The following is a 26,480-nucleotide window of genomic DNA, read 5'->3' as shown; positions in this document are numbered from 1 at the left end:
TCCTGACGTCGAGCTGGAGGCCTTGTGCCTGAAGCCGGACGTTGATCGGTAGTGTCGGGCATCCGGCGTTGGGCGTCCGGCGTTATTTCAATGTGGTTTCCCACTCGTCGGCCTTGAAGCCGGCGAGAATGAAATCGTTGCTTTGCAAAATCGGGCGCTTGATGACAGACGCATTTTCCATGGCCAGATTGACGGATTTCTCCGTGTTCATGGATTCCTTGACAGCATCGTCCAGTTTGCGCCAAGTGGTGCCGCGTTTGTTGATCACGGTTTCCCAACCCAGGGCTTCCAGCCATTGGCGTAATCGTTGTTCCGGCACGCCTTCTTTCTTGTAGTCGTGAAAGTGATAGGCCACGCCGTTGTCATCCAGCCATTTCATGGCTTTCTTCATGGTATCGCAGTTCTTGATACCGAAGACGGTCAGTTCCATGGAAAACCTATAAAGCAGTTGAAAGTTCAAAGTTCAAAGTTGAAACGCGGGCACGGTTATTATTCCTGCTTCAGCCTGTCTCGCGCTTTTCAACGTTTAACTTTCATCTTGTAACTCATCCAGCAACGCCTTGATCCGCTGGGCGCCTTCAATACATTCCTCCAGCGGGGCCACCAGCGCCATGCGTACCCGGTTTTCCCCCGGGTTTTTACCATTGATGGTGCGTGATAAATAGCGGCCGGGTAACACGGTGACGTTGTGTTCGGCCTGCAAACGCTGGGCGAAAGCTTCGTCACTGATGGGCGTTTTAGGCCACAAATAGAAGCCCGCTGCCGGGGCGGATACCTTAAGGGGGCCGCCAAGAATGTCCAGTACTGCGTCGAATTTTTCCCGATACAGTGCCCGGTTGGTTTGTACATGTTTTTCGTCATTCCAGGCGGCGATGCTGGCCAGCTGGTGATGAATGGGCATGGCACAACCGTGATAGGTGCGGTAACGCAGAAACCGTTGCAGCACTTCGCTGTCGCCGGCGGCAAAACCGGAGCGCAGCCCGGGCAGATTGGAGCGCTTGGACAGGGAGTGGAAGACCACGCAACGGCGGTAGTCGTGACGGCCCATCTCGGCGCAGGCTTCCAGCAGCCCGGTGGGAGGGGTGTCGCGATAGATTTCCGAATAGCATTCGTCTGAGGCGATAACAAAATCGTACTTATCCGCCAGCTGAATCAGGGCCTTGAGCTGGGCCTTGCTGAGCGTGGCCCCGGTAGGGTTGCCCGGGGTACAAATAAACAGCAGCTGGGTACGGGTCCAGGTGTCTTCACTGACCGCATCGAAGTCCGGTTGTAGGCCTGTGGCGTCGGTGCAAGGCAGGTACATGGGCTCGCCACCGGCCAACAGCGTGGCGCCTTCGTAAATCTGGTAGAAGGGATTGGGCATCAGCACCAGCGGCTGGCGCTGGCGATCCACCACCGCCTGGGTAAAGGAAAACAGGGCTTCCCGGGTGCCGTTTACCGGCAACACCTGGCTGGCCGGGTCGATATCTTGCAGGTGAAAGCGGCGCTTGAGCCACTGGCCGATGGCCTCACTCAATTCCGGGATACCGGCGGTGGTCGGGTAGTTGGCTAGCCGCGCGGTGGAGTCTTTTAATACCTGCTGCACAAAATCCGGCGACGGGTGTTTGGGCTCGCCGATGGACAGGGCAATGGGCGACTTGTCCGATTGGGGCAAGCCGCTGAACAGGGTCTTCAATTTTTCAAACGGGTAGGGGTGCAACCGTTCCAGATCTGGGTTCATAGGGTCAGGTGTTTCCGTTGTTCTTGTCGTCGAGTTCTTGCTTGAGGGTCTGCTGCAGTTCCTGGCACAACGTCGGGTCGGAAACCGGCTCGCCATCAAGGTCGGTAATGAAGAAAACGTCTTCGGCGCGTTCGCCCAGGGTGGCAATGCGGGCATTCTGCACCAGAATCTCGAAGCGCATGAAGATGCGCCCGATATGAGCCAGCAGGCCGGGGCGGTCCAGGGTCTGGATGTCCACGGCGGTACGGTCGTTGACGATGTCGTTGCTGATCACTACCTGGGTGGGCACATCAAAGTGTTTGTTGCGCCGGGGCATGCGGCGGCTCACCGTGGTGGCATAACGGTCCGGGTGCTTCAGGGTTTCGGTGAGCGTCTTGCGGATTTGCTCGATGCGCGCCCAGTCTTCGCCGATAGGCGTGCCGTGCTCATCGAGCACGATGTAGGTGTCCAGGCTGAAGCCGTCCGCGCTGGTGATAATGCGCGCGTCCATGATGGTCAGGCCCAGGCTGTCCAGGGCGTTCACGGTGGCGCTGAACAGGTTGCGGGTGTCCGGAGTGTAAATAAAGATCTGCGATCCGCCGGCCAGCACGCTCTGGCTCGATTCGCGAATCAGTACCAGCGGATCGTCCGGGTCTTCCCGGTCGAGCAGCGCTTCGGTGTGCCAGGAAATATCCCGTGGGGTTTCCCGCAGGAAGTATTCGTCGCCGATGTTGCTCCACAGTGCTTCGATTTTGGCGCCGTCGTGGTCGCGGTCTGTGAGCAGGCGCAGGGCAGCGTCGCGGGTTTCGTCGATCCAGTCCTGTTTTTCCACCGGGTTGTTCAGGCCACGGCGCAGGGCGCGCTTGGTTTCGGTGTACAGCTGACGTAACAGGGAGGCGCGCCAGGAATTCCACAGGGTCGGGTTGGTGGCGTTGATGTCGGCCACGGTGAGCACGTAGAGATAATCCAGGTGCACCAGATCGCCCACCTTGCGGGCAAAATCGTAGACCACGTCCGGATCGGAGATGTCCTTGCGTTGGGCGGTGACGCTCATGGTCAGGTGGTTGCGTACCAGCCAGGCCACCAGCTTGCCGTCCCAGGCGGTGAGACCGTGGCGTTGGCAGAAAGCGATGGCATCGTCCGCGCCGAGTTCGGAATGGTCGCCACCGCGGCCCTTGGCGATATCGTGATAGAGGCCGGAGGCGTACAGCAACTCGGGCTTGGGCAGGCGATAGAACACTTCGCTGGCCAGCGGGAATTCTTCGCGCAGGTCTTCGTAGCGCAGCCGGCGCATGTTCTTGATCACCAGCAGGGTGTGGGCATCCACGGTGTAAATATGGAAGAGGTCGTACTGCATCATGCCGATGATGCCGCCGAATTCCGGAAGGTACTTGCCCAGGATGCCGTAGCGTTTCATGCGGCGCAGCTGGGAGAACAGGGCATGGGGGCTGCGCAACAGCTGCATGAACAGGTCTGTGTTGACCGGGTTGTTACGGAAGGCGTCGTCGATCTGGCGGCGATTGTAGATCAGCGCGCGGACGGTGGAGGCGCGAATGCCTTTCAGGTCCGGGTTCTGGGCCATCAGCACAAAGGCCTCCAGCAGGGCGCTGGGGTGATGCTCGAACACTTCCGGGTTGCTGATTTCCAGGTAATCGTTGCGCACCTGGAAACGGCGATTGAGCGGGCGTACCTGCTCCTGGGTGTCGCTGCGCAGAATGACTTCATCAAATAGCTGCAGCAGCATTTCGTTGAGCACGGACAGGGCCAGGGCCACCCGGTAGAAGCCTTTCATGAAATGTTCCACTGCCAGGTTGGCACTGGAATCTTCATGGCCCAGCCGGTCCGCAAGCTGGCGCTGGTGATCGAACAACAGGCGGTTTTCGTTGCGCTCGGTCTGGACATGCAGCTGCCAGCGCACTTCCCAGAGGTAATCCAGGCATTTGCGCAGCACGCCGTATTCTTCCGGGGTAAGGAAGCCGTCGCTGACCAGGGCTTCCAGGCTGTCGGCGTTGAAGTGACGCTTGGCGACCCAAGCGATCATTTGCACGTCGCGCAGGCCGCCCGGGGCATTTTTCAGGTCGGGTTCGAGATTGTATTCGGTGTCATTGAAGCGCTTGTGTCGGGCGGTCTGTTCTTCCCATTTGGCGGCGAAGAAGGCGGCAGAATCCCACATGTGCTCCGGGCCGGTGCGGTCTTCCAGCTGCCCGCGCAGGGTGTCGTTGCCGGCGAGAGTGCGCGCTTCCATGATATTGGTGGCCACGGTAATGTCTTCCCGCGCCAGCTCCACGCATTCGTCCAGGGTGCGCACCGCATGGCCGATTTCCAGGCCCATATCCCAAAGAAAGGCCACGAACCGCTCAAGGTTGTCGCACAGCGCCTGTTCCGGGGTGTCGGCGAGCAGCACCAGCAGATCCACATCGGAGCAGGGGTGCAATTCCCCGCGGCCGTAGCCGCCGACAGCCACCAGCGCTACGTCATCGCGGTCGGACAGACCAAACAGGGACCAGGCTGCGATCATCACCTGGTCCACCATTGTGGCTCTTGTCTGGACCAGCTCGGTAATGTCGGTGGCCTCAAAGGTCTGATTCAGCCGCTCCTGGCCCTGGGCCAGATACTGGCGGGCGTATTGGCCCGGCTGGGCGCTTTCCTGCAAGGCGTCGAGCAGGGAGTCCTGGGATATTGCGGGTAGCAATGACACTTAATAGAGGTCCGTTTCTTCGCTGCGGGCGGTGAGTACTTCATAGCCATCGGCGGTGACCGCGATGGTGTGCTCCCACTGCGCGGACAACTTGCGGTCTTTGGTGACCACGGTCCAGGCGTCGGGCAGCAGTTTATTGGCGGCTTTGCCGGCGTTGATCATGGGTTCGATGGTGAACACCATGCCTTCCTGTAATTCAAGACCCGTGCCAGGCTTGCCGTAGTGCACCACCTGGGGTTCTTCATGGAAGCCCTCGCCGATGCCGTGACCGCAGTATTCGCGGACCACAGAGAAGCGTTCGCCCTCGGCCATTTTTTGAATCCGATGACCAATGTCGCCGAGCTGTATGCCGGGCCGGACCATGCGAATACCGGCCAACATGCATTCGCGGGTAGTTTCCACCAGCCGGCGGGCCAGCACAGAGGGCTCGCCCACGTAAAACATCTTCGAGGTGTCGCCATGCCAGCCGTTCTTGATGACAGTGACATCGATATTGACGATATCGCCTGTTTTCAGGGCTTTGCGGTCGCTGGGAATGCCGTGGCAGACCACATGGTTCACCGAGGTGCATACCGATTTGGGGAAGGGCATGCGACCGGGGGCGCCGCCATAGCCCAGAGGCGCAGGAATCGCCTGCTGTTTGTTGACGATATGGTCGTGGCAGATGCGGTCCAGTTCCTCGGTGGTGACCCCCGGTTTGACGTACTCGCCGATCATTTCCAGGACTTCGGCGGCCAGCTTGCCCGCTTCACGCATTTGCTCGATTTGCTCGGGGGTTTTAATGACGACATTCATGAGGCTTGGGGAAACTCCTGCTTTTTCAGTGAGTTGGGCGGGGCTTGGGCAAAGCATTTTGGGCCGGGTAGACACCTTTGCGTTGCCTGTGAGGGGCGGCTGTGGTATAAAGCGCGCGCTTTCCCGCTCTGCGTCGGTCAACAGACGACGGTGTCGCATTGTAACCGCCGATGAGTGGGGAAGGAAATCACACATGCCCCGTCACATAGCCCTGGGTGCCTTCTGGTCTGTAAGTTGGACCGATTTGGTTGGGTTTATGCGGGGGCGTGGAGGCCTAACCCAAAGTGGAGTACTAACAATGTCTAGCGTAACTATGCGCGATATGCTGAAAGCGGGCGTGCACTTCGGTCACCAAACCCGTTACTGGAATCCGAAGATGAATGCTTACATCTTCGGCGCCCGCAACAAGATTCACATCATCAACCTGGAGCAGACCCTGCCCCTGTTCAACGACGCCATGGCGTTCCTGAACAAGCTGGCGGCCAGCAACAACAAGATCCTGTTTGTTGGTACCAAGCGTGCGGCGCAGAAAGCGGTGAGCGAAGAAGCCCAGCGTTGCGGTATGCCCTATGTGGATCACCGTTGGTTGGGCGGCATGCTAACCAACTGGAAAACCATTCGTCAGTCCATCAAGCGTTATCGTGAGCTGGAAGCCCAGTTCCAGGATGGCACTTTTGACAAACTGACCAAGAAAGAAGCCCTGATGCGCAAGCGCGAGATGGACAAGCTCGAGCGTTCTATCGGTGGTATCAAGGACATGGGCGGCCTGCCTGACGCACTGTTCGTGATCGACGTGGATCACGAAGACATCGCGCTGCAGGAAGCTCGCAAGCTGGGGATCCCGGTTGTTGCAGTGGTTGATACCAACTCCAACCCGGACGGCGTTGATTACGTCATTCCCGGCAACGACGACGCAATCCGCGCCATTCAGCTGTATGTGAAAGCCGCAGCTGACGTGATTCTGGAAGGCAAGCAGTACGCCCAGAACCAGACCGGTGGCGAGAGCGAGTTCGTCGAGGTAGCAGATGAAGCCCAGGGCGAAAAAGCCGAAGGTTAATCTATCGGTGGGCGAGCCGCTGGCTCGCCCGCTTTACCGAAACATACCAAAGTTAAGAGGATAATCATGGCTGCTGTTACTGCTGCAATGGTTAAAGAGCTTCGTGAGCGTACCGGTCTTGGCATGATGGAGTGCAAGAAGGCGCTGGTTGAAGCAGATGGCGATATCGAAAAAGCCATCGACGATATGCGTAAATCCGGCCAGGCCAAAGCGGCCAAGAAAGCCGGCCGCACCGCTGCTGAAGGCGGTGTGGTGATTGCTACCAACGACGCAAACACCGTTAGCGTGATGGTGGAAATCAACTCCGAAACCGATTTCGTTGCCCGTGATGAAAACTTCCTGGGCTTCTGTGACAAAGTAGCTGGCGCTGCTCTGGCCGCAGGTGAAACCGACGCCGCCAAGATTGGCGAACTGACTCTGGACGACGGGGCGACCGTTGAACAGGCCCGTCAGGCGCTGGTTCAGAAAATCGGTGAAAACATCCAGATCCGTCGTGCTGCCAAGCTGGAAGCGGAAGGTGCCATTGGCGCTTACGTTCACGGCGGCCGTATCGGTGTTCTCGTTGCCCTGAAAGGTGGCGATGCCGAGCTGGGTAAAGATGTTGCCATGCACGTGGCGGCGGTTAACCCGATGGTCATCAGTGGCGATCAGGTTCCCGCTGAAGTGCTGGAAAAAGAGAAAGAGATCATCCGCGCCCAGCCTGATATGGAAGGCAAGCCGGCTGAGATCGTTGAGAAAATGCTCGGCGGCCGTATCAACAAGTTCCTGAAAGAAGTGAGCTTGCTGGACCAGCCGTTCGTGAAAGATCCGAATACCACTGTCGGTGCGCTGGTTAAAGCGGCCGGTGCTGAAATCGTCGCTTTCGAGCGTCTGGTTGTCGGCGAAGGTATCGAGAAAGAAGAAGTCGACTTCGCGGCCGAAGTGGAAGCTGCGGCCAAAGGCTAAGGCTCGCGAGTTCGATGTGCAAAAGGGCGCCTTGCTGGCTTGACTAGCAGGGCGTTTTTTTCGCCTGTTGAACGGCAGAAAGTGAAAAGCGCTTGCAACCATCGTGCGGGGCGGTACTGTGCTATGCAGCACAGGCTCGTGCGTTTGAATGCAGTGAAAGGCCGGCCTGGGCCGGTAAAAATGATGACGATGGCGGGTTATTCATGGGTGGCGGTTTCGTATGAGTGGTGGAGAGAAAGACATGCCGACGAACAAGGAGCGCTCACCGCGCTATAACCGTATTCTGCTCAAGCTGAGTGGTGAGGCGCTGGCGGGTGAAGAGGGGTTCGGTATCGACCCGAAGGTACTGGATGCCATTTCCCTGGAAATCGGCCAATTGGTTGGCATCGGCGTTCAGGTCGGCCTGGTTGTTGGCGGTGGTAATCTGTTTCGTGGCGCGGCGCTGCAGAGCGCCGGCCTGGACCGGGTCGCCGGGGACCATATGGGCATGCTGGCCACGGTGATGAATGGCCTGGCCCTGCGCGATGCCCTGGAGCGCTCCAATATCCGCACTCGCCTGATGTCGGCGATCCCCATGAGTGGTGTGGTGGAGCACTATGATCATCGCAATGCCAATCGCCACCTGAAAAACGGTGAAGTGGTGATCTTCTGTGCCGGTACCGGCAATCCCTTCTTTACCACCGACTCTGCTGCCTGCTTGCGCGGCATTGAAATCAGTGCCGATGTGGTATTGAAGGCCACCAAGGTGGATGGGGTCTATAATGATGATCCGGTGAAAAACCCGGATGCGGTCAAATACGACACCTTGACCTATGATGAGGTGCTGGATAAAAAGCTGGGTGTCATGGATCTGACGGCTATTTGTCTGTGCCGCGACCATGCCATGCCGTTGCGTGTTTTTGATATGAACAAGAAGGGTGCCCTGCTCAATCTGATGCTGGGCGGTAATGAAGGTACCCTGGTGGAAGCCGCGCAGTAAGCGCTGGCGATACCGCTGATAGAGCGAGGAATAACGGTGATTGACGATATTCGCAGTGATGCGCAAAGCCGCATGAAAAAGAGTCTTGAGGCACTGGATTCAGCCATGAAACGGGTGCGGACCGGTCGGGCACATCCCAGCCTGCTGGACAATATTACCATTGAGTATTATGGCGCTGAGACGCCGCTCAACCAGATGGGTAATATCTCGGTGGAAGAAGGCAGAACGCTGACGGTTTCGCCGTTCGACAAGTCAATGATTCCGCAGATCGAACGTGCCATCCTGATGTCCGATCTGGGCCTGAACCCGTCCACGTCCGGCACCCTGATTCGTTTACCGCTGCCGCCGCTGACCGAGGAAACCCGCAAGGATCTGGTGAAGGTGGTGCGCGCAGAAGCTGAACAGGCTCGTGTCTCTATTCGCAACATTCGCCGTGACGCCAACAGCGACCTGAAAGAGCTACTCAAGGAAAAAGAAATTTCCGAGGATGAGCAGCGCCGTGGCGAAGAACAGATCCAGCAGCTCACCGATAAAATGGTGGCGGAAGTGGAAAATGTTCTGAAAGAGAAAGAAGAGGAATTGATGACCGTTTAATCGCGGCTTGCGAACGGTAATCTGACTGACATTTCGGGCTGCGCGTCAGCCCGTTTTTATTATTGGCGGATGCAGTATGGCCGACAATCAACCGCATTCCAGTGCCCCCGATCTCGATTCCCACCAGGGCAGTGTGCCTCGCCATGTGGCGATCATCATGGACGGCAACAACCGCTGGGCCCGTAAGCAGGGTTTACCGGGAGAGGAAGGGCATCGCGCCGGTGAGGCAACGGTGCAGGCGATCATTCGCCAGGCTGCCCAGCGGAGCATAGAGGCGTTGACGCTTTTCGCGTTCAGCTCGGAAAACTGGCGCCGGCCCCAGTCTGAAGTGGATCACCTGATGGCTTTGTTCCTCAAGGCATTGGGTGGCCGGGTTGAAGAGCTGCATGGCCATGGTGTACGCATCCGTTTTATTGGTGACCGCTCAGCGTTCGCAGCGGACCTGCAGGACGGCATGGCCGAGGCGGAATCGTTGACGGCCGCGAACAACCGCATGACGGTGGTGATCGCGGTGAATTATGGCGGGCAGTGGGATATTGCCCATGCCGCCCGGATAATGGCGGAAAAAGTGGCCGCCGGTGAGATGCAGCCAGAGCAGATCAGCGCGGAGTCCATGGCGCCGCAGCTGTCCATGGCGGATTTACCGCCCCCGGATTTGCTGATTCGCACTGGTGGCGATCAAAGAATAAGCAACTTTTTGTTGTGGCAACTGGCTTACAGTGAACTGTATTTCTCACCGTTGTTGTGGCCAGATTTTGACGCTGATGCCTTTGATGCAGCGTTACAGGATTTTGCTGGCCGCCAGCGACGCTTTGGTCGTTCCGGTGAGGAAGTGGCCAGCTTGAGTGGAGAACAATAATGCTAAAGCTGCGCGTGATTACCGCGCTGGTGCTGCTGCCAATCGTGCTGGCCGCCGTTTTCGGGCTGGATCGCCTACCGTTTGCCCTTGTGGCCGGGGTGTTTTTTGTCTTGGCTGGCTGGGAATGGGCGGCCATGATGGGCAAGATTAGCCTGACTGTGCGTTTGGCCTGGGTGGCGGCACTGGCTGTGGCGATGGCCGCAGCGGAGTATTTTCATCCCGCCTGGTTGCTTAATGCGATTCCCGTGTGGTGGTTGCTCGCGCTGGTGTTGGTGGTGGGATACCCGGGCAATGCTCGCGTCTGGTACCGCCCTGCGCTGATGGCGCTGGTGGGCCTGTTGTTGCTGGTTCCGTCCTGGGCCGCCATTGTGCAATTGCAGAGCAATGGTGCCCTGGGCCTGGCGGGCCCCTGGGCGCTGATGTTTATTCTTCTGTGGGTGTGGGCGGCGGATACCGGTGCGTATTTTGCCGGTCGCACCTTTGGCAAACACAAGCTGGCCCCGCTGGTGAGCCCAGGCAAGACCATTGAAGGCCTGTTGGGTGGTGTCGCTCTGGCGCTGGTTGTTGTGGCAGGTGTGTACGCTGCAGGCCTGCTGGACGCCCAGTTGTGGCCGTTAATGCTAGTGGCCTTGTTTACTGTGCTGGCGTCAGCCCTGGGCGACCTGTTTGAAAGCATGGTAAAGCGCGAGCGCGGCTTCAAGGACAGCGGCACCATCCTGCCCGGTCACGGCGGTATGCTGGACCGCATCGATAGCGTCACAGCGGCCATGCCCATCGCTCTGGCCGGGTTCAACTGGTTTGCCCTGCCGGGAGGCAGTTTGTGACACCCTCTGCAAGCGATTCACACCGCGTTCCTCGCTCTGGCAGGCAGCGCCTGACGTTGCTGGGGGCCACGGGCAGCATTGGTCAGCAAACCCTGGATGTGGTGGTGCGTCACCCGGAGCGCTATGAGGTGTTTGCGGTCACTGCCGGTACCCAGTGGCAGGCCATGGCGCGGCTGTGCGAAACGGTACAGCCGCGTTATGCGGCCATGGCAGACCCCGCCGCCGCCACGGCGCTGCGGAACCATCTGGGTAGGGCTGGGTCACAGGTAGAGGTTCTGGCAGGCCCTGAATCTCTCTGTGAGCTGGCGGCTCACCCGGATGCGGATACGGTGGTGGCAGGCATTGTCGGTGCTGCCGGTGTGCGTCCGACTCTGGCTGCGGTGGAGGCAGGCAAGCGGGTGCTGCTGGCCAACAAGGAAGCGCTGGTCGTGACTGGGTCCTTGTTTATGGACGCAGTGAAGCGTCACGGGGCCACATTGCTGCCGCTGGATTCCGAGCACAACGCCATTTTTCAATGCTTGCCATCCGAAGGGGTCAACGCGGGGGTTGAGCGTCTGCTACTGACGGCATCTGGCGGCCCTTTCCGGGAGTTCAGCGCAGAACAGTTGCAAGCGGTCACCCCGGAGCAGGCGATTAAACATCCCAACTGGGATATGGGGCCGAAGATCTCTGTGGATTCCGCCACCTTGATGAACAAGGGGTTGGAGTTTATCGAGGCTTGCTGGTTGTTCGATGTACCGCCCGCCATGGTGGATGTGGTGGTGCACCCCCAGAGTGTGATTCACTCCATGGTCGCTTACCGAGATGGCTCGGTGTTGGCGCAGATGGGCACACCGGATATGCGTACCCCCATCGCCTGTGGTCTGTCGTGGCCGGAGCGGGTGGAATCCGGGGCCAAGCGGCTGGATTTTGCGGCGCTGGCCGGGCTGAATTTTGAATTGCCTGACCTGAAGCGGTTTCCCTGTCTGGGTCTGGCGCGTGATGCCATGGCCGCCGGCGGGACCGCAACGGCGGTGCTTAATGCGGCCAATGAAGAGGCTGTGGCGGCTTTTCTGAGCGGTCAACTCGATTTTATGGGCATTGCGGATGTGGTGGCGCGGACCCTGGAGCAGCAGGATGCGCCAGCCTGCCGGGATGTGGATGCGGTCATGGAGATTGATCGCCAGGCGCGGCAGGTTGCCCGCCGTTGGATTAAGGAGCGTGGATGCTGACGTTGCTGGCATTCGTCGTCACGATTGTAATCATTGTGGCTTTCCATGAATGGGGCCACTTTCTTGCTATGCGCGCCTTTGGCGTCCGCGTTCTGACCTTTTCTGTGGGCTTCGGCCCGAAAATCCTGCGTTTTACCGATAAGAAGGGCACTGAGTGGGTGATCAGCGCGATTCCCCTGGGTGGCTACGTGAAGCCGCTGGATGTCCGTGAAGATGAGACGGCGGAAGGTGCGCCGGGCGAATTTTCCGCCAAGCCGGCCTGGCAGCGCGTGATTACCTATGCGGCGGGCCCGGTGTTCAACTTTATCCTTGCCATGCTGATCTACTGGGTGTTGATGTTTGGCTACGGTCAACGTGGCCTGGAAGCCGTGGTGGGCCCGGTGACGCCGGATTCTGTCGCCGAGCAGGCCGGTTTTGTGCCCGGGGATCGCATCGTTGCAGTGGGCAACACCGAGCTGCAGGGCTGGCGCGCCTTCTACAACGAATTGATCCTGCATCTGGGCGAGCCGGATACCCTGGCGATCACCGTAGAGCAGGCTGGAGGTGGCATCACGGTTCGTGAGCTGGATACCTCGCCCTGGTCCGCGGATCTGGACAAGCCGCCCCTGGAAGCCCTGGGGCTCAATCAGGCCGTGGTTATCGGTGAGCTCCAGGCGGGCAGCCCGGCAGAGCAGGCCGGCCTGACCGGTGGTGATCAGGTGCTTACCCTGAACGCTGAACCGGTATTCAGCTGGTCCCAGTGGCAGGAAAGTATCATGGCTGCACCGGGTGAGTCCCTGGCTGTCGGTGTACTCCGCGGAACGCGCATTGAGACGCTCCAGGTGGTGCCAGCCACGGTGACCGAAAACGGTGAATCTTTTGGCCGTATCGGCGTGGGCCTGGGCGGCGTTTACCAGCAGGAATTTGGTGTGCTGGGGGCTGTCAGTGCGGCGAGCAGTCGCTTTGCCGAGCAGGTCAATGTGGTGGGCGCGAGCCTGGTGAAACTGGTCACCGGCAAGCTTTCTCTCGATAACCTGGGTGGCCCCATCACCATTGCCCAGGTGGCCGGCGAAAGTGCGTCCATTGGCATTGCCAGCTTCCTGGCATTGCTGGCTTACCTCAGCATCACGCTGGGGGTGATTAACCTTCTACCCGTACCAATGCTTGATGGCGGCTGGATTTTCTTTGGAATCATTGAAATGATTCGCGGTCGCAGTTTACCTGAGCGGTTCTTGATGGCCGCACAAGGTGTTGGGCTGACGCTCGTGGTCAGCTTCATGTTATTGGCCATTTACAACGACTTGGTGAAGCAGTTTTCATGAGATTTGGGGACATTCTGAGCAGCCCCCTGAAGGGCCTGCTAGCGGTTTTTTGCCTGTTGGCAGCACCGCTGCTAAATGCGGACACACAGTTACCGTTCAAGGTCCACGATATTCGTGTAGAAGGCCTCCAGCGTCTGCCTGTGGAGCGGGTCTACGCCTCCCTGCCGATTCAGGCTGGTGACACGGTTAACCGTGGTCAGGTGGTCGATGCGGTTCAGCGCCTTTTTGCCACCGGCAACTTTGAGGATGTGCAGCTGGGCCGTGACGGTGACGACCTGGTGGTGATTGTTGCCGAGCGCCCGAGTATTGCGCGTATCGAACTGTCTGGTAACAAATCCATTGACGAAGAAAATCTGCGCAAGGGCCTGACAGAGGCGGGGCTTGCTGAAGGTGAAGTGTTCCAGCGCTCTACCTTGCAGGCGATTGCGGGCGAACTGGAGCGCCAGTACGTCAGTCAGGGCCGCTACGGGGCAGATATCAAGACCGAATCGGTGGCGTTGCCGCGCAACCGGGTGGCTCTGAAGATCGAGATTTATGAAGGTAAAGCCGCGAGAATTCGCAATATCAACATCGTAGGCAATCAGCTGTTTGACGATGAAACCTTACTGGAAGATTTTGAGCTGCATTCTTCCGGCTTCTGGTCGTTCATCAAGGGCGATGACAAATACTCCCGGGAAAAACTGGGTGGCGACCTGGAGCGGCTGCGCTCCTATTACCTGGATCGTGGTTATATCAACTTTTCCATCGAATCGACCCAGGTGTCAGTCACTCCGGATCGTCGTAGTGTCTTTATCACCGTGAATGTTGCCGAAGGCGAACAATACACCGTCAATGAGGTGAATCTGGCTGGTGACCTGGTGGTGGAAGAGGAACAGTTGCGTCCCTTGTTGATCGTTAAGAAAGGGCAGGTGTTCAGCCAACAACTGGTGACCTATACCAATGATCTGATCAAACGCCGTCTCGGCAATGAAGGTTACACTTTCGCGGAAGTTAACGGCCGTGAGCATAATGCCAATGACGAGGATCACACTGTTGACGTGACCTTCTATGTGGATCCTGGCCGCAAGGTCTATGTCCGCCGGATCAACTTTAGTGGTAACGCCAAGACCGACGACGAAGTGCTGCGCCGTGAGCTGCGTCAGTTCGAACAGGCGCCGGCAAACACCTCATTGGTCGACTTGTCTCGTCAACGTTTGCAGCGCCTGGGTTACTTCAGTGTGGTAGAAGCGGACACGCCGCGGGTGCCCAATGCGGATGATCTGGTGGATGTGAACTACAAGGTGGAAGAGCAGCCTTCCGGCTCCATCGGTGCCAACGTGGGTTTCTCCGACGCTTCCGGTTTTATCTTCGGTGCCAACGTGACCCAGAATAACTGGCGCGGTAGTGGTAACCGGGTCTCCTTTGCGCTGAGCCGCTCCGACATCCGTGATTCCTACAGCTTTTCTCATTACAACCCGTATTACACCTTGGACGGGGTAAGCCGGGGCTTCAGCCTGTTCTATTCCGAAATTGATTTCGATGAAACCACGGTGGCCTCCTATGCGGCGGATCGTCTGGGTGGCTCGGTGACGTTTGGTTATCCCATCTCGGAATATTCCCGTCTGAGCTTCGGTGCCACCTACGAGAAAACCGACATTACCACCGGTGATTTCGTGGCCGTGGATATTGCCAACTTCCTGATCGAAGAGGGCACCAAGTTCAATGAATACAAGGCCAATGCCTCACTGCAGACCAGCACCCTGAACCGGGGCATCCTGCCTGATCGCGGTTGGTCGAGTACCCTTGGCTTTGAAGTGGCGGTGCCGGGGTCCGATTACGGCTTCTACAAGCTGAACTGGACCGGGCAGAAATATTTCCCCATTACCCAGCGCTGGACGCTGCGCACCCGTGCTGATGTGGCCTATGGTGATGGCTACGGCGACGACACGGTGCTGCCGTTCTTCGAGAACTATTATTCAGGCGGTATCGGCTCCGTGCGTGGCTACGAGTCTCGCTCCCTGGGGCCACGCTCTGAAGGCTTGAGTTATTACCTCAATGGCACCACGGATCCCAGCCCGGATCCCATCGGCGGCAACTTCCTGACAGAAGCGAGCATGGAGCTGATTTTCCCGACGCCCTTTGCGCCGGAGTCACGAAGCGTGAGAACCTTCCTGTTCGTGGATGCGGGGAACGTGTTTGAAACCGAGCGGGATGATATTTTTGCGGACTTTGAGCCACAGGATATTCGTACCTCTGCCGGTATCGGGCTGACCTGGTTGACGGCCATCGGGCCGCTCAGCTTCAACCTCGCCAAGGCGCTGAACGACCAGCCAGGCGACGACACGGAAGTATTCCAATTTTCTCTGGGACAGACTTTTTAGGAGTTTAATAATGATGAAAAAAACACTGGTAGCACTGACACTTATTCTGCCTTCACTGGGCATGGCTGATGCCTCCGTTGGGGTTCTCGATCCGATTGCTGCATTGCAATCGTCGGATAACGTGAAAGCAAAAATGTCATCCCTGGAAAATGAACTGTCTGCCGATGAGCAAAAGCTCAACGCTCTGCAGAATGATGTGCAGAAACTGCAGCAAAAATTGCAAAAAGAAGCCATGACCATGTCAGCGGATCAGCAAGACACGTTGAAGACGCAAGGTCAGCAGAAAATGATCGAAATCCAGAGCCTGCAGCGCAAGCTGCAAAAGCGTGCCAACGAAGCGCAGCGTGACATTCTGGAAGAAATGCAGCCGAAACTGAAAACCGCCATGGAAGCCGTGGCCAAGCGTGAAAAGCTGGATGTGGTTCTCAATGCCCAGGCGGTGATGTACACCAAGCCTGACCTGGACATTACCGAGGCTGTGGGCAAACAACTGAACAGCATGAAATAATGCTGACCCTCGGAGAACTTGCAGAAAAGCTGGGTGCGGAGCTGGTCGGAGAGGCCAGCCACGTAGTCGATGGTCTGGGCACGATCCAGTCCGCGTCACCCAGCCAGCTTACCTTTCTTGCCAACCCTCGTTATCGGTCGTTTTTGGAACAGACCGGCGCGGGGGCGGTGCTGATCCCTGAGTCTCAGCGGGAATATTGCCCGGTTGCGGCCTTGATCGTTAAAGATCCGTACCTCGCGTTTGCCAAAGCCAGTGCGTTTTTTGAGGTTGCACCACAACCGCAGGCGGGTGTGCATCCTGCTGCTGTGGTTGATGCAGCGGCACAGATTGCTGATTCAGCCTCTATTGGCCCGAACGTGGTGGTGGAAGCGGATGTGACGGTGGGAGAGGGTGCTGTCATCATGGCGAACAGCGTGGTGGGGGCTGGTTCGCGTATCGGGGATCAGTGTCGAATTTGGCCAAATGTTACAATTTACCATGGTGTCACACTGGGTCCGCGCACTATCATACACGCCAATTGCGTGATCGGTGGCGATGGTTTCGGTTTCGCCTTTAATGGCGCGGGTTGGACCAAGCTTCACCAGGTCGGTGGTGTCACCATCGGTGCCGATGTGGAAATTGGCGCTGGCACCACAGTAGATCGTGGGGCAATCGAAGATACCATCATTGGTAATGGCGTGATTCTGGACAATCAGATTCAGGTCGCGCACAACGTTGTCATTGGTGATCATACCGCTATCGCCGGGAAAGCTGGCATCGCTGGTTCAGCCAAAATCGGTTCCTTCTGCCTGATTGGTGGAGCGGCCGGTATCGCTGGTCACATCGAGGTGTGTGACAAGGTGCAAATTCTGGCCATGTCACTGGTCTCCAGCTCTATCAAGGAACCGGGTACCTATGGTTCTGCGTTGCCCGTGGATAGCCAATCCCGCTATCGTAGGAACGTGGCGCGTTTCCGGAATCTGGATGATCTGGCCCGCCGTGTGCGCAAGCTTGAGCGTTTAAGCGACTAATTATCCGCGATTTGCGGTACTTGCCTGTGTGGAACACATGATGATGGATATTCAAGCGGTCAGGGAATACCTGCCCCATCGTTACCCTTTTTTGTTGATTGACCGGGTGTTGAATCTCGAGCCCGGGAAGCGGATTGAAGCGTTGAAAAACGTGACGATCAACGAGCCGTTCTTCAATGGCCATTTTCCTGACGAGCCCATCATGCCCGGCGTATTGATCATCGAAGCGATGGCGCAGGCTGCAGGCATTCTGGGTTTTGTGACGGAAAATAAAAAACCCTCAGACGGCTATATCTATCTGCTGGTGGGGACTGACAAGGCGCGCTTCAAGCGTCGTGTGATCCCGGGGGATACTCTCCACCTGTTCGCTGAATATGTGGTGGTAAAACGCAATATTCTGAAATTCACCTGTGAGGCGCAGGTAGATGGGAAAACGGTTGCCAGCGCAGAAATGCTGGTTGCTGAGCAAAAAGTCTGATCCCCACCCGTACGCCAGTGCGAGGCTGGCGTATACTGCCTGCCACCATCATCAAAATAAAAGTGACTAGTCCATGATTCATCCGACCGCCCTTATTGATCCGGCCGCGGAGCTTGCAGAGGATGTGCAGGTGGGTCCGTACTCCATTATTGGCCCCGACGTGAAAATCGGTGCGGGCACCGTAGTGGCGTCCCATGTTGTCATCAAAGGGCCGACCACCATTGGTCGCAATAACCACATCTTCCAGTTCGCGTCCGTCGGCGAGGACTGCCAGGACAAGAAGTACAACGGGGAACCGACTCGTCTGGAAATTGGCGACGACAATGTCATCCGTGAATCGGTCACCATTCATCGCGGTACCATTCAGGACAATTCCCTGACTAAAATCGGTAGTCGTAACTTGCTGATGGCCTATGTGCATGTGGCGCATGACTGCATGATTGGCGATGACTGTATTTTTGCCAACAATGCCTCGGTGGCGGGCCATGCTCATGTGGGCAATGGCGTGATTCTCGGCGGCATGACCGGTGTGCACCAGTTCTGCAAAATTGGCTCCTACGCCATGACCTCCGGCTGTTCGCTGGTGCTGAAAGATATTCCGGCTTACGTGATGGTGTCCGGCAACCCGGCCAGCGCCCGCAGTATGAACTTTGAGGGCATGCGCCGTCGTGGCTGGTCCAAAGATGTGGTTAGCAGCCTGCGCAAGGCCTATAAGGTGGTCTACCGCCAGGGGCTCACATTGGAACAGGCGCTGGCCGAACTGGAAGCCATGGAACCGTCGGATGCGCTGCAGATCTTCATCGATTCCCTGAAAGCCTCTGAGCGCGGTATCACCCGCTGACATGGCACAGCGCAAGGACGCACCGCTGGTCGCACTGATTGCCGGGGAAGCTTCCGGGGATATTCTTGGTGCGGGCCTGATGCAGGCCCTTGCTGCCCGTTATCCCGGTGCCCGGTTTATCGGTGTCGGTGGCGAAGAGATGGCCCAGGCAGGGCTCACCAGCTTGTTCCCCATGGAAAAACTGTCGGTGATGGGAATCACCGAAGTGCTTTCCCATCTGCCTGAGTTGCTGCGTCTGCGTAAATCCCTGGTCCGCTTTCTGCTGGAACAGAAACCGGATGTAGTCATCGGGATTGATTCCCCGGATTTCACTTTGCCCATTGCGCGTCGGCTCCACGATCGCGGCCTGAAAACCGTGCACTATGTGAGCCCGTCGGTCTGGGCCTGGCGGCAGGGGCGTATCAAGGGCATCAAGAAAAGCATTGATCTGATGCTGACCCTGTTGCCGTTTGAAGCCCGGTTCTATGAGCAGCATCAGGTACCGGTGGCCTTTGTGGGCCACCCGCTGGCCGACCGAATACCCCTGGAGACGGATGTGCCGGGAGCTCGCAAGGCACTGGGCCTGGATCCACAAGCGCGCATTCTGGCCGTGCTGCCGGGCAGTCGGGGCGGGGAAGTGGGGCAGTTGATGCCCGCCTTTCTGGAGGCCATGGTAGTGCTGAATCAGCAGGATCCGGCGCTGCATTATGTGATTCCTGCGGCCAATAATGCCCGCCGTGAGCAAATCCAGGCACTGCTGGACGCCCAGCCTGATTTGCCTGTGTCGCTGGTGGATGGCCAGAGCCGTACGGTAATGGCCGCCGCTGATGTGGTGCTCATGGCATCCGGCACTGCTACCCTGGAAGGTTTGTTGCTGACCAAACCCATGGTGGTAGGCTATCGGGTCGGGGCGGTGACCTACGCCATCGTCAGCCGTTTGATAAAGAGTGAATTCGTATCACTGCCGAACCTGTTATGTCGGCAGGAAATGGTGCCAGAACTGATTCAGGAAGCGCTGACCACGGATGCGATTGTCACTGCTGTGCGCCGCTGGTTCGATCAGCCTGAGCTGGCCCAGGCCCTGAAAGCTCGCTTCCAGGACGTACATCAACAGCTTCGCGGTGGCGCCAGCGAGAAAGCGGCGGCGGCCGTTGCCCAATTGCTGGAGGCCTGATGGCACAAACGCAGCAGCGTGACCCCTTTGCCGAGTATGCCCTGGCAGATCCCTTTATTCCTTCTGCCTTTCTCTGGCAGCCGGGCATGCATGTGGCGGGCGTTGACGAAGTGGGCCGTGGCCCTTTGGTCGGTGCGGTGGTAACCGCGGCGGTTGTCCTGGATCCGCAACACCCCATAATGGGCCTGGCTGACTCCAAAAAAATCAGTGAAAAGAAACGCTTGGCGCTGGAATCTGAGATCAAATCTCATGCTCTGGGTTGGGCGCTGGGGCGGGCTGAGCCGGCTGAAATCGACGAACTGAATATTCTGCATGCCACCATGCTGGCGATGCAGCGAGCCGTGGAAGCGTTACCCCTGGTGGCGCAGGCGGTGCTCATTGATGGCAATCGGGTGCCGGCGTTGCCCTGTCCGGCGGAGGCGGTGGTAAAAGGGGATGGGCGCGTACCGGCCATCTCTGCCGCTTCGATTCTGGCCAAAGTGGCGCGAGATCGGGAAATGCATGCGCTCCACGAACGCTACCCCCAATATGGCTTCGACCGCCACAAAGGCTACCCGACAGCGGTACACATGGCGGCCCTGGAACAACATGGCGCCCTGGCCGAGCATCGCCGCTCCTTTGGCCCGGTCGCCACCGCAATTGCACAAGGGAACCTGTTTTGAGCGATCCCCGTTTTGTCCACCTGCGCTTGCATACTGACTATTCGTTGGTCGATGGCGTTGTGCGGGTCAAGGAACTGATCAAGACCTGCGTGAATGACCGGATCCCGGCGGTGGCGGTCACCGACGATTCGAACCTGTTTGCGCTGATCAAGTTTTATCAGAATGCCATGAATGCGGGGATCAAGCCGCTGATGGGCGCCGACCTGTGGGTGCAGGGCACCCACATAGAGGAGCCCGCTTGCCTGTCGTTTCTGGTGCTCAACGAAGTGGGCTACCAGAACCTGACCTTGCTTATCAGTCGCGCCTGGCAAACTAACCAGGACCGGGGCCGAGCGCTGGTGAAGCCGGAATGGGTAGCAGAGCTGAACGAAGGGCTGATTGTGCTTTCTGCTGCCTCCCAGGGTGAAGTGGGGCAACTGCTGCTGGCTGAAAAGTATGAGCAGGCACAACAGTATGCGAGCTGGCTTGCCTCTGTATATGGCGACCGCTTCTATCTGGAAGTGCAGCGGACCTCGCGCCCGGGCGACGAAGATTGCCTGCATGCCAGCGTTGCGCTGGCAGGGCAACTGGGATTGCCGGTGGTGGCGACCAACGATGTGCGCTTTCTGCGCCGGGAAGATTTCGAAGCCCACGAATCCCGGGTGTGCATCCATGATGGCAACACCCTGGACGATCCGCGTCGGCCGAAGAAATACTCCGAAGAGCAGTATCTGAAATCCGCCGATGAAATGGCGGCGCTGTTTTCTGATCTGCCCGAAGCGCTTGCGAATACGGTAGAGATCGCCCGCCGCTGTACTTTGGACATTCGCCTGGGGGAAAACTTCCTGCCGGACTTCCCGATTCCGGAAGGCATGACCATCGAGCAGTATTTTGAAAAAGTCTCCCGCGATGGGCTGGAAGAGCGCCTCAAAACGCTGCTGGATGTGAATGACCCCGAGTATGCGGTAAAGCGCAAAGATTATGATGATCGGCTGACCTTCGAGCTGGATATCATCAACCAGATGGGGTTCCCCGGTTACTTCCTGATCGTTGCCGACTTTATTCAGTGGGGCAAGGACAACGAAGTGCCGGTAGGCCCGGGCCGGGGGTCCGGTGCCGGTTCCCTGGTGGCCTATGCCATGAAGATTACCGACCTGGATCCCATCGGCTACGACTTGCTGTTCGAACGTTTCCTTAACCCGGAACGGGTCTCCATGCCCGACTTTGACGTCGACTTCTGCATGGAAAAACGCGACCGCGTAATCAACTACGTGGCGGACAAGTACGGCCGTGATGCGGTGAGCCAGATCATCACCTTCGGCACCATGGCCGCCAAGGCGGTGGTGCGCGACGTGGCGCGGGTGCAGGGCAAGCCCTACGGCCTGGCTGATCGCTTGTCCAAGATGATCCCGGGCATTCCGGGCATGACGCTGACCAAGGCTCTGGAGCAGGAAGAAACCCTGCGCGAATTCCTGGAAAGCGATGAAAATTCCGACAAGGACGCAGCCAACGAAATCATGGAAATGGCCTTCAAACTGGAAGGCCTGACCCGGAACGTGGGCAAGCACGCCGGGGGCGTGGTAATCGCGCCGGGCAAGCTGACGGACTTCGCGCCGCTGTACTGTGAAGAAGACGGCACCAACCTGGTTACCCAGTACGACAAGGATGATGTGGAATCCGCCGGCCTGGTGAAGTTTGACTTCCTTGGCCTGAAAACCCTGACCATCATTGATTGGGCCGTAAAAGCCGCCAACGTGAAGCGCGGCCGTGAAGGGCTGGACGATCTGGTTATTGACCACATTCCGCTGGACGACGGCCCCAGTTTTGACCTGCTCAAACGGGGCGACACCACGGCGGTGTTCCAGCTGGAAAGTCAGGGCATGAAGGAGCTGATCAAAAAACTCCAGCCCGACGTATTCGAAGATATTATCGCGCTGGTGGCCCTGTATCGTCCCGGGCCGCTGGAATCCGGCATGGTTGATAACTTCGTGAACCGTAAGCACGGTCGCGAACCGCTGGCCTACCCGGATCCACAGTACCAGCACGAGTGGCTGGAGCCGATCCTGAAACCCTCCTACGGGGTTATCCTGTATCAGGAGCAGGTGATGCAGATTGCCCAGGAGCTGGCCGGCTACACGCTGGGCGGCGCTGACATGCTGCGCCGGGCCATGGGCAAGAAAAAGCCTGAAGAAATGGCCAAGCAGCGGGCGATCTTCGAAGAAGGGGCGAAAGGAAAGGGCGTTGACCCGGACCTGGCCATGAAGATCTTCGACCTGGTGGAAAAGTTCGCAGGCTACGGGTTCAACAAATCCCACTCTGCGGCCTATGCGCTTGTCGCTTACCAAACTGCCTGGCTCAAGGTTCACTACCCGGCGGAATTCATGGCGGCCACCATTTCTGCCGATATGCAGAACACCGACAAGGTGGTGACCTTCATTGATGAATGCAAAACCATGGGTTTGCAGGTATTGCCGCCGGATGTGAATTCCTGTGGCTACCGCTTCACCGTGAACCCGGAGGGCGACATTGTTTATGGGTTGGGGGCCATCAAGGGGCTGGGTGAAGGTCCCATCGATGCCATCGTATCGGCGCGGGCAGATGGCGGTGAGTTCAAGGACCTGTTTGATTTTTGTCGCCGCATTGACCTGAAAAAAATCAACCGTCGTTCACTGGAAGCCATGGTGCGCGCCGGGGTACTGGACAAGCTGGGGCCGAAAAGCAGTTTCCACGACCGCGCGCAGTTGCTGGCTACCTTGCCGGACGCCATTGCCGCTGCAGATCAGGATGCCCGCAACGAAGCGGCCGGCATCATGGATATGTTCGGGGCCGTGGATGACAGCCCGGCCACGGCGGTGGAATGGAAGCCGGCCCGCGCCTGGAACGATGAGACCCGTCTTAATGGCGAGCGTGACACCCTGGGCCTGTTTTTGACCGGCCACCCCATCGACCAGTATGAAAAAGAAGTGCGGCAGTTCGTTACCGCCCGAATCAATTCCCTGCAGCCCACCGGGAAAGGGGAGGCCGCCACCATCGCCGGGCTGGTGGTGGCATTGCGTATTACCCGTAGCAAACGCAGTGGCGATCGCATGGCGTTCATTACCCTGGATGACAAGACCGGGCGGGTGGAAGTGTCTGTATTCGGCAAAACCTTCGCTGAATTCGGCGAGCTGGTGCAGAAAGATACCCTGCTGATCTTCAAGGGCGGCGTCCGTAACGACGAATACACCGGCGGCTTTAATCTGGTCGCCGATGAAATCATGGATATGCGTCAGGCCCGGGAAACCTTTGCTCGCCGTTTGCGGGTGGCGGTGCCGGTGGCGGACGATTTGCCCCAGCAGCTCCAGCAGATGCTGTCGCCTTACCAGGGGGGCAACACCCCGGTGCTGCTGGATCTGGACCACAACATTGCGGCTGCCAGTTTCTGGCTGGGCGATGAATGGAAAATCAGCCCCCACGAGTCACTGGTGGAAGAGCTGCGCGTCCGCTTTGGTGAAGACGCGGTGCGGATGGAGTATTAACGCTAGACGCACCACGCAGCACGCTTCAACACGAGAAAGCTGCGCAGTAGTGGAGGTGTCAGAGTCCGCGACTTAGGTGCTTGGGAGCGACGCAGGGCCGTTCTTTATGTTCGATGCGCTCCCGCGTTGTTGCGTGAAGCCTGATGCGTGCAGTGTCTCCCTTTGAAACAGTTTGCAACCTAGCCATGTCGGCCATCTCTCGACGTTGTCATTGGGTTGCGGCTACACTTGTTGCATTCTTTTATGGGCAGGTTGCGTTTGGGGATCCCCGGCGTAGCGTTTCTGCCTTGTTGGCGCCAGGGAACGGCCATTCTGGTCCGGGCGCATGCTGATAACACCTTGAACAGGCTCAGAATATGAATCCCAATTTCCTCGAATTTGAACAACCGATTGCCGACCTGGAAGCGAAAATCGAGGAATTGCGTTTGGTGGGCAGTGGCAGCGAGGTGAACATTTCCGAGGAGGTGGCCAAGCTGCAGGAAAAGAGCATTACGCTCACCGAAAGCATCTTCCGCGGCCTCAGCTCCTGGCAAATTTCCCAGCTGTCCCGACACCCCAAGCGCCCCTACATGCTGGACTACATCAAGCGGATCTTTACCGATTTCGATGAGCTGCATGGTGATCGTGCCTTTGCCGACGACCCGGCCATTATCGGCGGTATGACGCGCCTGGGGGGCCAGCCAGTCATGGTGATTGGCCACCAGAAAGGTCGCGAAGTGAAAGAGAAGGTGCGCCGTAATTTTGGCATGCCGAAACCGGAGGGATACCGCAAGGCGCTGCGCCTGATGGAAATGGCCGAACGTTTCAAGCTGCCGGTACTCACCTTTATTGATACTCCCGGTGCCTTTCCGGGTATTGATGCGGAAGAACGTGGTCAGTCGGAAGCAATCGCCCGTAACCTGCGTGTGATGTCCCAGCTGAAAACCCCGATTATCGCCACCGTCATTGGCGAGGGCGGGTCTGGCGGCGCCCTGGCCATCGGTGTCTGCGACCATTTGCAGATGCTGGAATTCTCCACCTATTCGGTGATTTCCCCGGAAGGCTGTGCCTCGATTCTCTGGCGCAGTGCCGACAAGGCCCCGGAAGCGGCGGAAGCCATGGGCCTGACGGCCGGCCGGCTGCATGAACTCGGCATCGTGGACCAAGTGATCAAGGAGCCGTTGGGCGGCGCTCACCGTGATCACGACCAGGCCGCGGACGCCGTTCGCAAGGCGCTGGAAACCCAGCTGGAATCGCTGCGCGCCATGGACATGGATGCGCTGATCGACCGCCGTTACGAGCGCCTGATGAGCTACGGCAACGTGACCAGCGACCCCGCTGACGAATAACCATGTCCTATGCTGCCGGGTTCAGCCAGTCGCTGGCTGAACAGGCCCCCGACGGGCCTCTGCTGCTGGCCCTCAGTGGCGGTCTGGACTCCTGCCTGTTGCTTCATCTCCTGATCAAAGCGGGTCTGGGTCCGCGTCTTTCCGCTGTTCATATTGACCATCAATTGCAGGCCGATAGCCAGGGCTGGTCGCGTTTTTGCCAGTCGCTGGCGGACCAGCAAGGTATCCCGCTCGCTATTGAAACGGTGGCTGTCGACATGGCCAACGGGCTCGAAGCCGGTGCCCGTGAGGCCCGTTATCGTGTGCTATTGCCGCTGGCGCGCGCCCAGGGCGCAACACTGGTGATGGCCCACCATCGCAATGATCAGGCGGAAACCCTGCTGTTCCGGCTGCTGCGTGGAGCGGGTGTGCAGGGGCTATCGGCCATGCGTGAGCACAGTCAGCAACAAGGTGTGCCCCTTTGGCGGCCGTTGTTGGGGGTTGGCCGCCAGACGCTGGAGAGCTGGGGAGCGGCGTTATCGCTAAACTGGCGCGAAGATCCCAGCAATCAGGATCAGTCCCTGCGCCGTAATTATCTGCGCCACACTATTCTACCGGCACTGCGTGATCGCTGGCCCGGCGCCGATGCCACGCTTGCCCGGGCGGCAGACCACATGGCTGAAGCTGGTGAGCTGCTCAGTGAAATTGCGGAACAGGATGCGGATAACCTTGGCGTGGCCGGAGCGTCTTTTCCTCTGACCGATTTGGCGGATTTGTCTCTGGCGCGGCAGCGCAATGTGCTGCGCTGGTGGCTACAGCAAAACCGGGTCACCGCGCCCAGTGCGGCGGTGCTTGAACAGTTGCGGCTGCTGCATCTGGCTGCGGTGGATAGCCAGGCGCGGGTGGAGTGGGGTGGCTACACGGCACGCTTGTACCGTGGAGCATTGTATCTGGATTCACGTGGGGCCTTTCAGCCCTGGCAGGGCGATGTGCTCTGGCTGGAAGGGGCGCCGCCACCGACCTTGCCCCACTGGCATTGGTCAAAGCAAGGTGGTGAGGGAGACATTTGGGTGCTTCGTCCACCGGGTAATCTGCAGCTCAGGGCTTTGTCCGGTTCTCTGGCCGTGCGCCGTCATGGACTGCATCAACAGATCAAGGAACTCTGGCGCGCGGCGGGCGTGCCGCCCTGGCAGCGGCGGCAGTGGCCATTGCTGTTCCGTGATGGGGATGTGGTGAGTGTGCCGTTGGTGGGGCTGGCCGATGGTGAAGACAGTGACAATAGTGAGCGCTGGTATTTGTTACCTTCAACCGCAATGTCACACTAGCAAGCCTTCCCGCATGTAATCCCGGCGCCGGGAGTTGTCCGTTCTGGCGCACAGTAAAATACGAAACGCCTGCTCGTTTCAGTATTCCTCCTCTGCCAGACTTGCGCTGACTGATCCCGAATCTCTTGCGTCTTCAACCCCAGCCGAAAAGGGAGTGCCATGCAGGCCCTTCAGCAACATTTGCAGCAGACCTTTCAGCTTCAGGCCTTTCGCCCCGGGCAGCAGGCAGTTATCGACGCATTGCTGGCCGGGCGTTCGGCGCTGGCGGTGTTTCCCACTGGCGGCGGTAAAAGCCTGTGTTACCAATTGCCGGCGTTGATGTTCAGTGGTGTGACCCTGGTGGTGTCGCCGCTGATTGCATTGATGAAAGACCAGGT

23 protein-coding genes are annotated in these 26,480 nt (G+C 58.3%); 19 read left to right on the top strand and 4 right to left on the bottom strand.

The annotated features are described in order from the left end of the window. Positions 1-82: 82 nt before the first annotated feature. From A3730_RS02840 to map, 4 genes are all read right to left on the bottom strand, one after another. Positions 83-430 carry an ArsC family reductase gene (locus tag A3730_RS02840; protein WP_063520670.1) on the bottom strand — a complete coding sequence of 116 codons (348 nt, stop codon included), beginning with the start codon at positions 428-430 and terminating at the stop codon, positions 83-85. A 96-nt stretch (positions 431-526) separates the two neighbouring features. Then, entirely contained in the window at positions 527-1,720 is a 1,194-nt protein-coding gene (dapC, locus tag A3730_RS02835; RefSeq protein ID WP_063520659.1) for a succinyldiaminopimelate transaminase, read from the bottom strand. A gap of 4 nt (positions 1,721-1,724) precedes the next feature. Further along, positions 1,725-4,397, bottom strand: a complete 2,673-nt coding sequence (locus A3730_RS02830) for a [protein-PII] uridylyltransferase (protein WP_063520658.1) — start codon at positions 4,395-4,397, stop codon at positions 1,725-1,727. After that, the gene (map, locus tag A3730_RS02825; RefSeq protein WP_063520657.1) at positions 4,398-5,192 is read right to left on the bottom strand and encodes a type I methionyl aminopeptidase; all 795 of its coding nucleotides are present in this window, start codon (positions 5,190-5,192) and stop codon (positions 4,398-4,400) included. A gap of 298 nt (positions 5,193-5,490) precedes the next feature. On the opposite strand from map, the gene rpsB reads away from it, so the two are divergent. The 19 genes from rpsB to A3730_RS02730 form a co-directional block, all read left to right on the top strand. Beyond that, positions 5,491-6,249: a 30S ribosomal protein S2 gene (gene rpsB / locus A3730_RS02820; protein ID WP_039925878.1), complete on the top strand. Its 759-nt coding sequence runs from the start codon at positions 5,491-5,493 to the stop codon at positions 6,247-6,249. Between the two features lie 66 nt (positions 6,250-6,315). Beyond that, positions 6,316-7,194: a translation elongation factor Ts gene (tsf, locus tag A3730_RS02815; RefSeq protein ID WP_007150241.1), complete on the top strand. Its 879-nt coding sequence runs from the start codon at positions 6,316-6,318 to the stop codon at positions 7,192-7,194. A 241-nt stretch (positions 7,195-7,435) separates the two neighbouring features. Further along, positions 7,436-8,173 carry a UMP kinase gene (pyrH, locus tag A3730_RS02810; protein ID WP_063521455.1) on the top strand — a complete coding sequence of 246 codons (738 nt, stop codon included), beginning with the start codon at positions 7,436-7,438 and terminating at the stop codon, positions 8,171-8,173. Between the two features lie 36 nt (positions 8,174-8,209). Then, positions 8,210-8,767: a ribosome recycling factor gene (gene frr / locus A3730_RS02805; protein WP_063537437.1), complete on the top strand. Its 558-nt coding sequence runs from the start codon at positions 8,210-8,212 to the stop codon at positions 8,765-8,767. Between the two features lie 76 nt (positions 8,768-8,843). Next, positions 8,844-9,626: a polyprenyl diphosphate synthase gene (gene uppS, locus A3730_RS02800; RefSeq protein WP_063521579.1), complete on the top strand. Its 783-nt coding sequence runs from the start codon at positions 8,844-8,846 to the stop codon at positions 9,624-9,626. Next, entirely contained in the window at positions 9,626-10,450 is an 825-nt protein-coding gene (locus A3730_RS02795) for a phosphatidate cytidylyltransferase (protein WP_063521578.1), read from the top strand. The genes uppS and A3730_RS02795 overlap by 1 nt, the downstream gene beginning before the upstream one ends. Beyond that, complete coding sequence (gene ispC, locus A3730_RS02790; RefSeq protein WP_063521577.1) at positions 10,447-11,661, top strand: 1-deoxy-D-xylulose-5-phosphate reductoisomerase; 1,215 nt, start codon at positions 10,447-10,449, stop codon at positions 11,659-11,661. Before A3730_RS02795 ends, ispC begins: the two co-directional genes overlap by 4 nt. Next, a complete protein-coding gene (rseP, locus tag A3730_RS02785; protein WP_063521576.1) occupies positions 11,655-12,962 on the top strand; it encodes an RIP metalloprotease RseP in 1,308 nt (435 codons plus the stop codon). The genes ispC and rseP overlap by 7 nt, the downstream gene beginning before the upstream one ends. Then, a complete protein-coding gene (bamA, locus tag A3730_RS02780; protein ID WP_082872231.1) occupies positions 12,959-15,322 on the top strand; it encodes an outer membrane protein assembly factor BamA in 2,364 nt (787 codons plus the stop codon). Before rseP ends, bamA begins: the two co-directional genes overlap by 4 nt. Before the next feature lie 10 nt (positions 15,323-15,332). Further along, the gene (locus A3730_RS02775) at positions 15,333-15,830 is read left to right on the top strand and encodes an OmpH family outer membrane protein (protein ID WP_063521575.1); all 498 of its coding nucleotides are present in this window, start codon (positions 15,333-15,335) and stop codon (positions 15,828-15,830) included. Further along, a complete protein-coding gene (gene lpxD, locus A3730_RS02770; RefSeq protein ID WP_063521574.1) occupies positions 15,830-16,840 on the top strand; it encodes a UDP-3-O-(3-hydroxymyristoyl)glucosamine N-acyltransferase in 1,011 nt (336 codons plus the stop codon). Before A3730_RS02775 ends, lpxD begins: the two co-directional genes overlap by 1 nt. Positions 16,841-16,877: 37 nt before the next feature. Continuing rightward, positions 16,878-17,318: a 3-hydroxyacyl-ACP dehydratase FabZ gene (gene fabZ / locus A3730_RS02765; RefSeq protein WP_231880776.1), complete on the top strand. Its 441-nt coding sequence runs from the start codon at positions 16,878-16,880 to the stop codon at positions 17,316-17,318. Between the two features lie 73 nt (positions 17,319-17,391). Then, positions 17,392-18,159 carry an acyl-ACP--UDP-N-acetylglucosamine O-acyltransferase gene (gene lpxA / locus A3730_RS02760; RefSeq protein ID WP_063521572.1) on the top strand — a complete coding sequence of 256 codons (768 nt, stop codon included), beginning with the start codon at positions 17,392-17,394 and terminating at the stop codon, positions 18,157-18,159. Between the two features lies 1 nt (position 18,160). Beyond that, complete coding sequence (gene lpxB / locus A3730_RS02755) at positions 18,161-19,312, top strand: lipid-A-disaccharide synthase (RefSeq protein WP_063521571.1); 1,152 nt, start codon at positions 18,161-18,163, stop codon at positions 19,310-19,312. Continuing rightward, positions 19,312-19,974 (top strand): ribonuclease HII, encoded by a 663-nt coding sequence (rnhB, locus tag A3730_RS02750; protein ID WP_197468840.1) that lies wholly within the window; start codon positions 19,312-19,314, stop codon positions 19,972-19,974. The genes lpxB and rnhB overlap by 1 nt, the downstream gene beginning before the upstream one ends. Beyond that, positions 19,971-23,471 (top strand): DNA polymerase III subunit alpha, encoded by a 3,501-nt coding sequence (gene dnaE, locus A3730_RS02745; protein ID WP_063537435.1) that lies wholly within the window; start codon positions 19,971-19,973, stop codon positions 23,469-23,471. The genes rnhB and dnaE overlap by 4 nt, the downstream gene beginning before the upstream one ends. A gap of 356 nt (positions 23,472-23,827) precedes the next feature. Continuing rightward, positions 23,828-24,799: an acetyl-CoA carboxylase carboxyltransferase subunit alpha gene (locus A3730_RS02740; protein WP_063518510.1), complete on the top strand. Its 972-nt coding sequence runs from the start codon at positions 23,828-23,830 to the stop codon at positions 24,797-24,799. A gap of 2 nt (positions 24,800-24,801) precedes the next feature. Next, complete coding sequence (gene tilS / locus A3730_RS02735) at positions 24,802-26,103, top strand: tRNA lysidine(34) synthetase TilS (RefSeq protein ID WP_063518509.1); 1,302 nt, start codon at positions 24,802-24,804, stop codon at positions 26,101-26,103. Positions 26,104-26,262: 159 nt separating this feature from the next. Beyond that, positions 26,263-26,480 (top strand): DEAD/DEAH box helicase (locus tag A3730_RS02730; RefSeq protein ID WP_156500833.1); only part of this gene is annotated, 218 nt, incomplete at its 3' end.

This window comes from Alcanivorax sp. HI0044 (genome assembly GCF_001634945.1).
This window is presented reverse-complemented; position numbering and strand designations above follow the sequence as displayed.